At 66.8% G+C, this 14,009-nt stretch carries 12 protein-coding genes; 2 read left to right on the forward strand and 10 right to left on the reverse strand.

Features of this window, described 5'->3' with window-relative positions; translation table 11 throughout:
• Window positions 1-58: 58 nt before the first annotated feature.
• From AC50YC_RS09245 to AC50YC_RS09280, 8 genes are all read right to left on the reverse strand, one after another.
• The gene (locus AC50YC_RS09245) at window positions 59-1,204 is read right to left on the reverse strand and encodes a flavin-containing monooxygenase (RefSeq protein WP_494953236.1); all 1,146 of its coding nucleotides are present in this window, start codon (window positions 1,202-1,204) and stop codon (window positions 59-61) included.
• A 37-nt stretch (window positions 1,205-1,241) separates the two neighbouring features.
• On the reverse strand, window positions 1,242-1,559 hold the full coding sequence (locus tag AC50YC_RS09250) for a hypothetical protein (protein WP_494953237.1): 318 nt from the start codon (window positions 1,557-1,559) through the stop codon (window positions 1,242-1,244).
• A 114-nt stretch (window positions 1,560-1,673) separates the two neighbouring features.
• Window positions 1,674-3,389: a LuxR C-terminal-related transcriptional regulator gene (locus AC50YC_RS09255; protein WP_494953238.1), complete on the reverse strand. Its 1,716-nt coding sequence runs from the start codon at window positions 3,387-3,389 to the stop codon at window positions 1,674-1,676.
• A gap of 128 nt (window positions 3,390-3,517) precedes the next feature.
• Complete coding sequence (locus tag AC50YC_RS09260; protein ID WP_494953239.1) at window positions 3,518-4,267, reverse strand: ArsR/SmtB family transcription factor; 750 nt, start codon at window positions 4,265-4,267, stop codon at window positions 3,518-3,520.
• 48 nt (window positions 4,268-4,315) lie between these two features.
• Window positions 4,316-5,119, reverse strand: a complete 804-nt coding sequence (gene heR, locus AC50YC_RS09265; RefSeq protein ID WP_494953240.1) for a heliorhodopsin HeR — start codon at window positions 5,117-5,119, stop codon at window positions 4,316-4,318.
• Window positions 5,120-6,049: 930 nt separating this feature from the next.
• Entirely contained in the window at window positions 6,050-6,928 is an 879-nt protein-coding gene (locus AC50YC_RS09270) for a potassium channel family protein (RefSeq protein ID WP_494953241.1), read from the reverse strand.
• Window positions 6,929-7,152: 224 nt separating this feature from the next.
• On the reverse strand, window positions 7,153-8,154 hold the full coding sequence (locus AC50YC_RS09275; protein ID WP_494953242.1) for a bile acid:sodium symporter family protein: 1,002 nt from the start codon (window positions 8,152-8,154) through the stop codon (window positions 7,153-7,155).
• Between the two features lie 437 nt (window positions 8,155-8,591).
• Window positions 8,592-8,945, reverse strand: a complete 354-nt coding sequence (locus AC50YC_RS09280; protein WP_494953243.1) for an MATH domain-containing protein — start codon at window positions 8,943-8,945, stop codon at window positions 8,592-8,594.
• 142 nt (window positions 8,946-9,087) lie between these two features.
• Here AC50YC_RS09280 and AC50YC_RS09285 point away from each other — a divergent pair, with 142 nt between their 5' ends.
• On the forward strand, window positions 9,088-9,780 hold the full coding sequence (locus AC50YC_RS09285) for an LmeA family phospholipid-binding protein (RefSeq protein WP_494953244.1): 693 nt from the start codon (window positions 9,088-9,090) through the stop codon (window positions 9,778-9,780).
• Window positions 9,781-9,869: 89 nt separating this feature from the next.
• Here AC50YC_RS09285 and AC50YC_RS09290 read toward each other — a convergent pair whose 3' ends face one another.
• Complete coding sequence (locus AC50YC_RS09290) at window positions 9,870-11,447, reverse strand: serine hydrolase domain-containing protein (RefSeq protein ID WP_494953245.1); 1,578 nt, start codon at window positions 11,445-11,447, stop codon at window positions 9,870-9,872.
• Window positions 11,448-11,532: 85 nt separating this feature from the next.
• The gene (locus AC50YC_RS09295) at window positions 11,533-11,958 is read right to left on the reverse strand and encodes a hypothetical protein (RefSeq protein ID WP_494953246.1); all 426 of its coding nucleotides are present in this window, start codon (window positions 11,956-11,958) and stop codon (window positions 11,533-11,535) included.
• A 214-nt stretch (window positions 11,959-12,172) separates the two neighbouring features.
• On the opposite strand from AC50YC_RS09295, the gene AC50YC_RS09300 reads away from it, so the two are divergent.
• On the forward strand, window positions 12,173-13,984 hold the full coding sequence (locus AC50YC_RS09300) for a thiamine pyrophosphate-requiring protein (protein ID WP_494953247.1): 1,812 nt from the start codon (window positions 12,173-12,175) through the stop codon (window positions 13,982-13,984).
• Window positions 13,985-14,009: the final 25 nt, after the last annotated feature.

Below are 14,009 nucleotides of genomic sequence, written 5' to 3' on the forward strand. Positions count from 1 at the left end.
CGCGGGCCGCTGGTCGTCCCTTCCCGGTCCGTCCTGGCCAGGGACGTCTCCGCCTGCGCTAGGCCGCAAGCCCGCTCTGGACGCCAGCCGCGGGCTGCGGAGCCCGGGTGGCGGCGAGCTGCTTCGCCAGGTATTTGGCGTCCCGGCCCACGCCGGGGAGGGTTTCCGATGCTTCGGCGAAGATGAGCTCCTTCCCCAGCAGGTACAGGCCTGGCAGGGCATCCACGATCCCGCGGTGCTGCTGCTCCCGCCAGTCCGCGGGCAGCGCCGGGATGTCCAGCCAGGGGTAGGCCTCGGCGAAGCCGGTGCACCAGATGACATTTGCCACCGGAAGGCGCCGGCCGTCGTCGAGTACTACTTCCCCGTCCGCAACTCCGGTGACCCGGGGCACCAGGTGGACGCCGGCGGCGGCCAGGTCCGCGACCTTCGTGCGGATCAGCGGCCTGGCCATGGCAGCGATCTTGGGCAGCACCTTGCGCCCGACCGGCGTGCTGGTGGTCAGCACATGCAGCCCGGCGAAGCGGATCACCGGGAACACGAAGCGGGCCGCGGTCCGGCCGTGCCGGAACGGCAGTTGGCCGCTCGGCTTGCCGGCCAGCCAGGTGTCGTGTGTGCGGCTGGTCTCCAGGGCGATCTCCGCCCCGGAGTTGCCCACCCCCACCACCAGGACGGGGCCGGGCCGGAGCTGGGCCGGGTTCTTGTACTGGTGGGAGTGGAGCTGCACGACGTCGGACGGCAGTTCCGCCGCGAAGCCCGGCGTCCTGGGCAGCTGGCAGGCACCGGTCGCGAGGACGACGTTCGCCGCCGTCCAGCGCTGCGTCCCGGCCGTGACCTGGAACCGCTGCCCGTCGTGGCTCAGCCGGGTGACGGCCGTGTTGGGCCGGACCGGCAGGTGGAACCGGGAGGCGTAGTCCTCCAGATAGTCCGCCTGCTGGTCCTTTGTGGGGAAAGCGAGGGGGTCGCCCGGGAAGGGCCGGCCGGGCAGGCCGTCGTACTTGGCGGGGGTGAACAGGCGCAGCGAGTCCCAGCGGCTGCGCCACGCGTTGCCCACCCGGGTGCCGGCGTCGAGAACGACAAAGTTCCGGTGCTGCTGAGCCAGGTAGTAGCCCAGCGCCAGGCCGGACTGACCGGCGCCGATGATCACGGTGTCGACGGCGGCCGTGCCAGCGCCGCCGCCGGTGTCGGTTGTTGGGGTGGTGTTCATGGTGGTGGCTCCTTGGTGTTGCAGGTGCAGTGGGTGGTTATGAACGCTGTGCCGGCTGTGCCGGCTGTGCCTGCTGTGTAAAGGGGGTGCCTGCGGGACCGGAACGGAAGCGCAGGTACCAGATGAGCAGCAGCGCGGAGGCGACGACGTAGAAGAAGTGCAACAGCCAGATCGGCCCCAGCGGGAGGCTGAAGACGTAGACGGAGTGCACGGCGTTGGCGACGTTGCTCAGCGCGAGGTAGCCGAGGCTGTAGGAGTCAAGATCCCTTGTGCGCAGGGCCTTGAGCAGCATGGGCAGGTAGCTCACGGCGAAGAGGCCGGTGGAAACCATTCCTGCGAGCACGTAAACGTTCATGCCATTAACGCTATTTTTCCTCGCGCCGTGGCGAATCGGGCGAATCACCCATTTCGCCCGTGCCGGGGAGGTCAGGCGGGCCGGTGGATGGGTATTTTTGTGCAGGGAGGCACGTCAGGCGAGTCCGTGCTGGTAGGCGTAGGCCGTGACCGCGGTCCGGGAGGTCAGGCCTAGCTTGGTGAAGATATTGCTCAGGTGCCGGGCCACCGTCTTTTCGCTGATGAACAGTTCGGCGGCGATGGCCCGGTTGCTTAGCCCGGCGGAGACGAGCCGGACCACCTCGGCCTCGCGGGCGGTGAGCGGCCCGGCGTCGGCGGCGTGGTGGGCGTTGCTCCCGGTGGTGGGCGCCGGGGCTGTCCGCGCCGGGGTTGTCCGGGCGTCCGGCGCTCCGGGCACCGATTGCTCAAGCACCGGTTGCTCAAACTGCGGTTGCTCGAGCCCCGCCAGCGCCGGCGCGGCGCCCAGCTCGGAAAATACTGCCCGGGCCGCCTCACGCTCCAGTCGGGCGGATTCCTCATCGCCGAGCGCGGCGCACAGCCGGGCCAGCAGGGCTCGGCAGCGGGCAGCTTCGAACGGTGCGTCGAGGCCGAGCCAGCGGGACCACGCTCGGCGAAGCGGGACCAGGGCAGCTTGGGGGTCCCCTTCGTGGAACAGGACGGCGGCTTCGGACTGCTCGGCGAGGGCGTGCAGCATGGGCATGTCGATCGAGGCGCACAGCGAGACCAGCTCCTCCACCGCGGCCCGTGCGGCCACTGCGTCGCCTGCTGCCAGTTCGATCTCCACCCGGGCGGCGAGCATCCGGCGCCGGTACGCGGGGTCGACGCCGTCCATGGCCTGCCGGAGCAGGGACTGGGCCTGCTCCGGCCTGCCCTGGGCCAGGCGGAGGAGCGCCAGTCCGGGCTGCGGCGGGAATCCGGTCTCCTGGGCGTGCAGGTAGCAGGCCTCGGCGGCGTCGAAGTCGCCCTGGAGCCGGTGGATTTCGCCCTGTTCGTAGAAGCCGCCGTAGGTGGCCATCAGGTCGCCGTGGAAGGCGAAGTCCTGCGCCGTTTTGGCCGCGTCGAGCGCCTCGGTCCAGGCACCGTGCAGCCGGTACAGCTCGGCCCGGTGCATCTGGCACTGGCCGCTGAAGAACACCAGGCTCTGCTGCGCGTCGCACCACCGGTCCAGCGCCCGGGTCCACTCGTGGGCGCGGTGCAGGTCGAAGGCCAGATGGCAGGTTTCGATCACCGCGCAGTAGATAATCCCGGCGGGGACCGGGGAGATTTCCCCGACGGTGACGGCGACCATGGCTTCGTCGAGCAGCGCCAGGCCGTCGTCGACCTCGCCCAGCATGACCTTGGTCTGCCCGAGGCCTAGCGTGCCGAGGGCCGCGGAGTCGGCGTCGCCTCGTGCCCGGCCGAGGTCGGCGGCCCGGGTGAAGGCTGCCGTGGCGGCGGCGCCGTCGCCCTGGTAGAGGGCGCCCAGCCCGGCGGGGACGGACAGCAGGCCCTCGAAGCGGCAGGGCTCGGGGAGGTCCTCGACGATCCGGTGGGCGCGGGCGAGCCAGCCGGCGCTGCGGGCCGGTTCGCCCAGCAGGATCAGGCTCAACCCGGTCCAGACGGCGCAACGGGCGGCGGCGGGGTAGTCGCCGTCGGCGAGGTACTTCAGGTGCGCCCGGGCCAGGATGTCCACTCCCTCGGAGCCCCGGCCGGTGAGGATGACGGAGGTGGCCAGCTGCTCCAGATCGCCGGCCGGAAGCTGGGCGTCGTGGTCGGCCGCGGTGTACTGCCCGACGGCGTCCGGCCAGCGCCGTTCGGCATAGGCTACCCGGCCGTCTGCGAGTGTAGACATCGCCCCTCCCCGTTCCCGGTGGCGGGTCTGAGCCTGTGGGATTGCCCGGCTTTCGGCGCTGCCCGGCGTGCCCGGAAGCGGTGGGCGGTGTGGCCCGTCATCTGCTTTTCAGGCTACCGCCGGCCGCCTCAGGTGTACATGAGGGAGCCCGGGGTGGTGAGGAGTTCGCCGGTTTCCAGCCAGGTCTTCAGGCCGGAGAGGATCATCGGCCAGCCGCCGTAGAGCTGTTCATTGGCGCCCTCGCGGAGCTGGTCGTGGGTGACGGTCAGCCGGCAGGAATCGCCCACCGGTTCGATCTCCCAGGTGACCCGGGACGTGCCCTCAGCCTTGACGTCCTCGCCCCAGAGCGCGCGCATGCTCTGGACGAGCCGGCGGGGCGGGTCCACCTCCAGGTTCTCGCCCTCGCCCAGGGGTTCCCCGCCCCGGGGCGCCATCTGGAACCGGGATCCCGTCGTCCAGTCCGAGGTGATGACGGACCCGAACTGGTACTTGCTGCGGATCTCGCCGTCCGTGATGGCTTCCCAGAGCCGTTCCGGGGTGGTCTTGATGTAGATTTCGAAGATCTTTTCCATGGGACTTTCCAATCTGGTTTTGAGGTCGCTGAGGCCAGCGGCCCATGGTTCGGCATATTTGCTCACCCAGCGGTCGTGGACCAGCCGGATGGGCACCGGATTCAGGAAGTGGAGTTTCTCCCGCCCCCGACGGCGGGTCACCACCAGGCCGGCGTCCTCCAGGACTTTGAGGTGCTTCATCACGCCGTAGCGGGTCATCTCGAAGCGGGCCTCAAGGGCGTGGAGGGTCTGCCCGTCGTCCCGGAAGAGCTCATCCAGGAGATCGCGGCGGGTGGCGTCGGCCAGGGCCTTGAATACGGCGTCCATAACTCCAGGATAGGTGACTGATTTGTCACATGTCTAGGCGGGGTGCGGTCAGCCGGTCAACGCGGGGATGATGGCGCCCGAAAAGACTTGCCATGCGAGCGCTGTCTTGGCGATGAGGCTGAGTGTGATGTAGACCCGTTCGCCGTAGAGGTAGTCGCGCCACGGACCCACCTGGCGGTACTGGAGCCACTGGTTAATCGCGAAGGTGTTGAAGAACAGGAATAGGGAGATGATGATGCCGTAGACAAAGGCCGGCGGCTCCACCGTGCTACCCGACCCAGGGGACAAGAAGTAGACCAGGATCACGATCCAGGGCACCACGCCGGCCAGGGACCCTAAAATGAAGGGCAGGAAATTGCCGCTGCCAGGTTTTTCGTATTTTTCCTGCAGCGCCCCGAATCCGATCATCGCGGCATTGACGGCGAAGAGCGAGAGCAGGGCGGCGATATCGGTGATCCCTGTGGTCTGGGCAATCAGCCAGATCATCACGGACGAACTGAGTGAGTATTCGACCCAGCGGAAATAGTTGTTGTTCGCTCGAAGCCCGGCACCGTAGCGCGGGAAGAACAGGGGCGACGCTACGGCGAAGTGGAACAGCGCGGAGAGGGCGAGGAACACAACAACGCCCGCACCCACGTTGACGGCAAAGAGTTCTACGCGCTCGGGTGGCACCGGGAAGCCAGGAGGACCCGCCAAGTAGTCCGCGGTTACACCGAACGTGACCTGGGTGCTCAGCATGGTGAGGATGACCGCAAAGCCGATGGCCTGGACCAGGTGAAGTGAGCCAGCCACTACGTTGTAGGGGCGAAGACGGCGGATGCTGTCGTCGGCGGACCGGGTTGTGCGCGCCATGGGGGTGCTCCTCGATGAGCGGACGAACAGTGTCGTTGTTGCCCACGGTAGCAGTCGAGTGCCTGCGTGCGCGGGGCATCAACCTGACCGCCACACACCCGCAGGCGCCGTCGCACGGCCGCCCGCCGTCGTAGCCCTGGGCTGCCCCTGCCCCTGCCGCTGCCGCTGCCGCTGCCATGGCGAGGGATCCGCCGTAGGTGTCGATGTCGATGCCGCCGAGGTTTGGGCTGGCGCCGGGCTGGCCGACCGCGCGCCAGGCGTCGCCGCTGGACAGCGCAACGAGCGGCAGTGCCGGGGCGATCTCTGTGGTCAGGTTCAGCGATGACCAGTCGAACGACTGCACGGAGATGCGGTCCGCCATGCCGGAGGCCTGGATTTCCGCGACCACGGTCTGGGTTAGCGCCACCATGACCTCGCCGCCGATCTGGCCGCTTTCCACATTCGTCTCGATGTTGAAGCGGACCTTCTCTCCCAGCTTCAGCGAGCTGGCGAAGGCGGCCAGGGATTCCTCGGTCAACTCGCCGCGGCTTCCCCGGTGTGACTGCAGGTCAAAGGACCCGTTGCGCTCGTTAGTCTTGATGCTGGCTTTTGCTTTGGCGGCAGCCGTCCCAAGAGAGTTCGACGACAACTCGGAGCCGGCGTCGGCGTGTGAAGCGGCGACGGCGGGGCCCATGTTCGGGGGACTGGACCGCGGTGAACAGTTCGGCGCCGGGCCGCGCGGGCTTCCGGCTCACGACGTCCCATCCCAGGTGCTCGGTTCAGGAGCCCGTTTCGGCCCCGGGGAACCCCGGGATTCCGCGGGTGCCGGCTGATATGCGTGGAACAACTAGGGAGGGAGGGGCGCCGTTGAGCCCCGAGGACCCCAATAGCGGCTGTGTCGTGTGAACCGCTGGGCAAGCTCAGCGGGCGGGGTGGCTGCCTTCGTTCTAGTTACCCGCGCCGCGCGTGCCGGTGGTGCAGCTCGTAGCTGTCGAACACATCGGAAGTTGTGGTTCCTGCATGGCCGAATTTGCCGCGCAGGACCTCCGCGAGGGCGTCCAGCGCCGCGTGGAGCATCCGTCCGGCGAACTGGAGCTCAGGGCTCTCGCTCCGCTGGGCCTGCGATGCCAGTTCCTGCGCGTAGGCCACCGTCGCCGGCAGGGACCCGCGCTGCTCGACTTCACGGAAGTAGTAGGTTTCATGGAACGCCAGCAGATCCACGCTCACCGCCGCCACGTTTCCGGCCATGGATTCCAGCAGCCCGGCAGCATGCCCGGGATCCAGCGACAATACACCCGCGGGACCTGCCGCCTCCCTGAACAGGTTCAGCTGGTGGGCCAGGGTCCGGCGGCGGTTCAGGGCCGGGAACATCTGCAGGATCCAGGTGACCGTTGCCGTCAGCAACCCGAAACCGGTGACGGCCTGGAGGGCCACAACCAGCCGGAGCAGCGGATGCGCGGGCACGATGTCACCGAACCCCACAGTGGAAAGAGTGACAAGGGAGATGTACAGCGCTTCGCCAAAGTCACCCCGCTGTGGCACCCCGGCTCCATGAACAAATCCGTCCGGCAGATGCGGCAGATAGAGCAGGGCCCAGCCGATGGCCGCCAGGCTGGCCCAGGCGCCAATGACAGCGGCCATGGCCAAGGGTGCTGCGATGAAAGAGCCCCGGCCCCGCAGTTTTCTGGACACGAGCCAGAATCCGCGCATGATCGCCCGGCCCAAAGGACCGGAACCATGCGGGTAAAGGAGCGTACGAAAGACATCAACGAGCATCAGCAGAACCAGCCCGGCCCCCAAAACCGTCCAGAGCGTGCCTTCGAAGTCCATTGCCTCATCCTATGGGCGGCACTGCTTCTAACTCGCGCTGGACATTAGCGGACAGGCCGACGAACAGCCATGAGTTGGTGGCTGAGGTCTTCGAGCGAGGAGTACGGCGTGCTGATGGCATTCCAGCGGTGGGAGCGGCGACGTCGGGCTGGCGCCACCGCGAGCTGAACCACCGCGAGCATACCGGGCGGCCTCGCCGGGTTCGGCGCGGTGGTCTGCCGGGGTTAGTTGGCAGCCGCCGGAACAGACTCGCTGTCGCGTGAGGCAGGAGTGCTGCTGCGGCGCCAATAAGCTGCGAGAACCGCACCGGAAACGTTATGCCAGACTGAGAAAATAGCACCCGGCAGAGCCGCTTCGGGAGTCAGATACTGCCGTGCGAGCCCTGCTGCAAGGCCTGAATTCTGCATGCCGACCTCAATCGCAGTGGTACGCCTGGAGGGAACCGGAAGCCGGAACAAACGGGCCGCAGCGTAGCCGAGGGCATACCCCAGGCCATTATGCAGAATAACGGCCGCGAGAACCAGAAGTCCGGCTGCGAAAATGGCCTTTGCGCTTCCGGCAACCACCGCAACCACCACAGTGGTGATAGCGAGTACCGAAATCCAGGGAAGGGCAGGCAGTGCACGGTTGACGAGGCGCGGCAGGAAGAATCGGATCAAGAGTCCCAGCAGCACTGGGAACAGCACGATCTGGACGATGGACCACGCCATCGAACCGGCGTCCACCGGCATGTACTGACCGGCCAGCCACAATGCCAGAACCGGGGTCAGCAGCGGAGCAAGCAGAGTTGAAACGGTCGTCATGGCGACGGACAAAGCGACGTCACCCCTGGCCAGGTAGGAAACGACGTTGGAAGCCGTTCCGCCGGGGCAGCAGCCCACCAGGATGACGCCCGCGGCCAGCGCAGGGGGCAGCCCCAGCGCCGCTGCGATCAACCAGCCCAGGAACGGCATGATGGCATATTGCGCAACAACTCCGATCACCACCGGGATAGGGCGTTTGGCAATGACGGCGAAGTCAGGGGGCGTGAGTGTTAGCCCCATCCCGAACATGATGAGTCCTAGGAGAGGGTTGATCCAGGGGGCGAGCCCTGTGAAGGCTGTTGGGGCGGCAAGCGCTACGGCTCCTCCGGCCAGGATAAGCACGGGAAAAAGAGCGACTGCGACACGGGCGCTGCGTTCTTCAGCGGCTGATGTCGTCTTTGAAGATTCGGATAGAGAAGACATACCTACCGGATTAGCACAGGGAGGGTTGGGTTTCAGAATCAGCGTGTACTGATGACGTAAGCGGGGCGATGATCGTCGTCAATATTACGAATGAGAAGAACAAATTCTTTCGGATGTTCGAGATACGTTGTCGTAAATTCTCAAGGTCGACAAATAGCGGCGAGAGCGGGGGGCAGCACTCCCGCAATGCTCGCCGGAAATTGAGCCCCTTTGGATGAAGGTGGCTCCAGGGCTCCGGGGTGTCAGCCGCCGGTTCGGGCGGCGCACCGGGCCGCCAGAAGCGCTAAGGGCCGCCCACCTGGCGTCCTGGTGGCCAGCATGTCACCACGACGGCGCCGCCCGCGTCCTGGGCGTGGGCGTTGCCCCTTGGCACAGTGACAAACAGAGGAACCCCGCAGTGGCGGGCACTGCGGGGTTCCGCGCTGGCTGGATACGGGTTACTCGGAACCGGGTTTCTGTTCCCGGTCCCGGAGGTTCTTCTTGATCTCGTCGAACTTCTCCTTGATGACCCGTTCCGCGTCGGCGAGGGTTTTGCCGGCGGTGCTCAGGGGATCCATCTGGAGATAGACGTTCTGACTGACAGGCAGGTCGTACTCGTCCTTCAGATGGGTGCCGCCGCCCACGCCCTGAAGAGACAGGTACACCATGGCGTCGGTCCGGGCCACGCCGGAGAGTGTTCCGAAGACAACTGTGAAGTCGTTGGATTCAAAGCTCACAGTCTGACCGATATGGCTGCGGTCCAGGTCGCCGGCTGCTACCGGCTTCTCGGACGGACTTGGGCTGTAGCTCATGAACTTCTCCTAATAAGTCGAGGGACACGTACCACTGCAGTCTATCTACGGGGCCCGTGGAGGTGCGGCGATTGTCACGAGCAGCCACACTCGGCGGTCTTGGTGTTTCGCGCCCCAGGGGGCGAGCCATCAGACTGTCCTCATGGAGTGGACGCGTGTGAAGGACTGGCTGATCGGTGCTACGGGGATGGTCCTCGTCCTGGGGGTGATGGCCGCGATCCTCTGGTGGGCTGTGAGCGACCCGGCGGGCGGCGGCGAGGCAGGGCCAGTGCCGGCTCCACCGGCGGGCGCCGACCGACCGCCGGTCGCACAGCCTCCCGCCGGCCTGCGCGACGACGAAGTGTGGCTCGCCGACCTTGTGCTGGACGCTGGGACAGTGGTGACCGCGGGCTCCATACTCCGCGACGTCCGGACCGTCGGGCAGGACATGGTCGCTGGCCCGGACGGTCTGGTCGCTGCACAGCTCGCCGTCGATGCGACCGTGCCGTTCGAGGTAGTCGCCAACAAGCTCGGTAACGGGACAGTCGTCCGCTCCGCCGGCGGCGGCCAGGCCATGGTGATTCGCACCGTCAATGTCTTGGGCCGCGAACTACGCGTCACCGCCACCGGCACGGTCGAGGTCGAGGCCGGCAGGCTCGTTGTCGAACCACGCTCGATCGACTTAGGTGGACCGGACTTCCTCTCCGACGCCACCGCCGCCGTCGTGCGCGGGCTCGTGACCATCGAGCACGACATCGAGGGCTTGCCCGAGGGCCTCGTGCTCCAGGACGTCGCGGTTCAGGACGACGGCTTCCGCGCCCATCTCCGGGGCGAGGACGTCAAACTCGTCCCGTAACGTCGTGAGTCGCCAGAAAGGAAGTACGACGGCGGCACTCTGGTTGGGTGCCGCCTTGCCTGTGCCGCGGCCCGGGAATTGTGGTCCCCTCAGAGTGCTGACGGCCGGCCCCGCATAGTAAGCAACCACACTGTCCGCGGGACCGGCCACAGGATAGCCAGTGCAAGGACTGGCACCAGGAACACTCCGACGTCGGGGAACTGACGGATGATGACGAAGAGGTGGGTGTCGAACCGGGCGGGGGCGTAGCTGAGGCACAGCCACAGCGCAAAGACGTCGAGGGCGAGGGCCGCCGCGGCCCACGCCAGGGGAACCCACGGCTTCCGGACAGGGGCATGGTTCCGCGGCACCAGGAACCGGAGCACCAGCCACAGGCTCAGCAGCTCCGCCAGCAGCAGTCCGAGCGCGACCGCCCAGCTGTAGCGCTGCAGCCAGTCCTCGTGCACCACCGCCGGCACCGGTGCGTGGCCGTGGAGAATCCGCAGGAGGTTGGTGTCGATTGCCTTCAGCCGTGACGGGGCGGCCGTGTCATTGCCGTTGATGACCAGCGCGACGCCAAGACGGGCGGACGGAACCATTGCCAGGTATGTGTGGCTGTTGCCCCATTCGCCCTGATGTTCCAGGAGAAGAGGCAACGTCTCCTCAGGGACGGGCGGTGCTGCGGGATCGGTGGACTCCACCAGCGGCCGGGTGAACCAACCCATGGCGTAGTGCTGGGATTCGCTCACCTGCACCCGCGGCTCGAACATCGCCTCAACGCTCTCCGGCCGGAGGATCCGGGCGTCGCCGTACCGGCCGCCGTCGAGCAGGGCCATCAGTTCGTGGCTGAGGTCCTCGGCCGAGGAGTACATCGTGGAGGACGGCATTCCGGTGGTGGGAGCGGGGACGCCGGTCTGCTGCCAAAACGCGCCGAACCACCGCGAGTAGCCGGCGGCCGCGTTGTCTGCGCGGGCATCAGCCCGGGTCGGATGGCTGTCGGCCATTTCCAGGGGTCCGAAGACGTGCTGCTCCAGGTAGTCGCCGAACGGCTGGCCGGAGACCGTCTGCACTAGGAGGCCCGCGATGTTGAAGTTGGCGCTGGCATAACGGAAGGCCGCGCCCGGTTCGCCCGCCAGCGGGGATTCTGACAGGGCGCGCACCCCGTCTTCGAGGGCTTCCGGGCCCTGCGCGTCGGAGGCCTCGAAGGCCGTGTCCTTCGAGGCCATGCCGCTGGCCTGATGGAGGAGGTGGCGGACGGTTATGGCGGACGAGCGGCTGTCGTCCAGAGTGAACCAGGGCAGGTAGGTCTGCACCGGCTCATCCAGCCGCAGCCGGCCGGCCTCCACCTGCTGCATCACGGCGATGGCGGTGAGGGTCTTGCTGGTTGAGGCCAGCAGTACCGGCGTCTGCGCGGTCAGCGGCCGTCCGAAGTCATCGGCACGGCCAAAGGCGGCGGTGTGCACCCGGACCCCGTCCTGCACGATGGCGACAGCGGCGCCCGGAATTCCGAGGGCCTCGATTTGCTCCTGAAGGAAGGAGTCCAACTCCGCGTAGGCCTGCTCGGGATGCGGGGGTCCGGTGACCGGCACAGCGGAAGGGGCAGGCGCCGGCGGTGTGGCGCCGCCGAGGATACCTGCGGCCAGAATGCACACCAGGAGCCAGCGCGATGACCTGGAAAAAATCCGCATGCCCGCACCTGCACTTCGGCTGACCGTCCCTTCACGGTAGGGCCGGTCCAAGGGGAAAACAATGGCTCACGGAGCCAGACGTGGCCTACTGCGGCGGCAGAACGACAGTCGTTCCTCCGTATTCGAGCGTTACTTCACGCGAGACGTCCACATCCGCCGGGGTCCTGATGACGTAAGTGCGGGGAGCCAGGTCTGCGGTGCAAGTCGGTCCGCCACGGGTGTCGATACCAAGCTTGAGGTGATGTGCATCGAGGACCTCGATGGAAGACGGGTAAGCGGGGCAGCTCGAACTGCCGCCCAATACGACAGCGAATTTCGCCCCGTCATCGAGCCAGCCCGCTTCAGGGAAAGGATATAGGGGACCCCGAGTAGAAGAGCCTGCCATCGCAGTGATTGCTTCCGCCGGAAGTCCGCCCGGGAGTTCAGATTCGGCGATCGAACCGGGCACCACCGAGCATCCCGCTAACAGCGCGGACATGCCTATAAACCAAAGCCGGATGATCTTCCCCATACGACGAGGCTACGGGGTCTGCTGTGGACCGTCACTCCCAGGGATTGTTGGCGAAGCCGCCTCGAACGACTTGGGGGCTGACGGCGGACGGCAGGGCCGCTCGCTGTTGAAGTACTCGAGGCTCCCGCCTTCGAGCTTTGCCGTGACCGTATCCCTCAGTGTGCTTACGATGGTTCGCAGACAGTATCCGCCGACTGACTACAGGAGCCTTGGCATGACTCAGCGAACGGTTTCAGACCTCATCGTGGAACGCCTCAAAGCCTGGGGCGTGGACAGGGTCTTCGGCTACAGCGGAGACGGCATCAACGGTTTTATGGGTGCCCTTCGCCGGTCGGAGGACGCCATCGAGTTCGTGCAGGCAAGGCATGAAGAAGCAGCAGCCTTCATGGCGGTGGGGCACGGAAAGTACACGGGCGGAGTCGGAGTCGTGACGTCCACCCAGGGTCCCGGCGCCGTCCACCTGCTCAATGGCCTGTACGACGCCAAACTGGACAGTGTCCCCGTGGTGGCGATCATCGGCCAGCAAAGCACCACAGTGTTGGGCTCGGGCTACATGCAGGAAATCGACCTGCTGACGCTCTTCAAGGATGTCGCCGCGCAGTTCGCGCAGCTGGCCAGCTCCCCTGAGCAGGTGCCCATGCTGATAGACCGCGCATTCCGCACGGCACTGGAGACGAAGTCCCCCTGCGTCGTGATCGTGCCCCACGACATCCAAACCGCGGAGGCCCCCGAGCTGGCGCATGAACACGGCGTCGTGGTTACCGCTCCCATTTGGAGCCCCGCCCGGGTGCTGCCGGGGGAGGAGGAACTGGACGCCGCCGCAGGGATCCTTGCAAACGGCGAGCGGATCGCACTCTTCGTCGGCCAAGGTGCCCGCGCCGCGCAGGACGAGGTGGTTGCCCTGGCCGAAAAGCTGAACGCAGGAATCACCACCAGTCTCTTGGGCAAACCGTACGTTGACGAGACGCTTCCCTTCGCCACGGGCACCATGGGCCACCTCGGCACTACGGCGAGCGCGCACCTGCTCGAAAACTGCGACACGTTGCTGATCATTGGATCCAACGATCCCTGGACGGAGTTCTATCCCAAGCCGGGCACGGCCAGGGCTGTGCAGATCGACATCGACGGCCGCAAGATCGCCAACCGGTACCCGGTGGAAATTGGCCTGGTCGGCGACGCCGCCGGAACGCTGCGCGAGCTGACCGCGCGGCTTGACCGGACGCCGAACCAGCCCTCACGCACCCAGTGGCGAACCGACGTCGAAGCCCAGGTGCGTGACTGGCGCGAGCTGTCAGCGGAACGCGCCGGCATCGCAGCCGAACCCGTCAACCCGGAACGGGTGGTGCGCGAGCTCAACGGAAGGCTTCCCGCCGACTCCCAGATGAGTCTCGACGTCGGCAGTTGCGTCTATTGGTATGCCCGCCAGCTGGTGCTGCCCTCCGGAGTCCCGGCGCATTTGTCGGGAACTCTCGCCAGTATGGGCTGCGCCATTCCGTACGGACTCGCCGCGAAGCTGGCCCATCCGGAGCGGCCGCTGGTGGCGCTGGCCGGGGACGGCGGCATGCAAATGTTGGGCCTGGCCGAGTTGATCACTGTCGCGCACCGGTGGCGGGACTGGGCGGATCCGCGGTTCGTGGTGTGCGTTTTCAACAACCGCGACCTGGCCGAGGTCTCTTGGGAACAGCGCGAAACGGAGGCCGAACCGCGGTTCCCCGCCAGCCAGGTCATCCCGGACTTCCCCTACGCCGGCTATGCGGAACTGCTGGGGCTGAAGGGCGTCCGGGTCGACGACCCGGCGCAGCTGGGCGCTGCATGGGACGAGGTACTTTCCGCTGACCGGCCCGCGGTCCTGGAAGTCCTGACGGACCCGAACATCCCGCTGCTTCCGCCCTTCCCGGCAGGAGCCGAGAAGCTGGAGGGCATGCGGTCTGCGCTTGCGGAGGAAGGTCCCGACGGCGAGCACGCCCGGAAACTGCTGGACATCTACGCGGCGGGGGAGTCGCGTCTGCGGGACTCCCAGGGCTGACATCATGGTCCTGAATTCTCCTAGT

It is taken from the genome of Pseudarthrobacter sp. MDT1-56 (assembly GCF_059383555.1).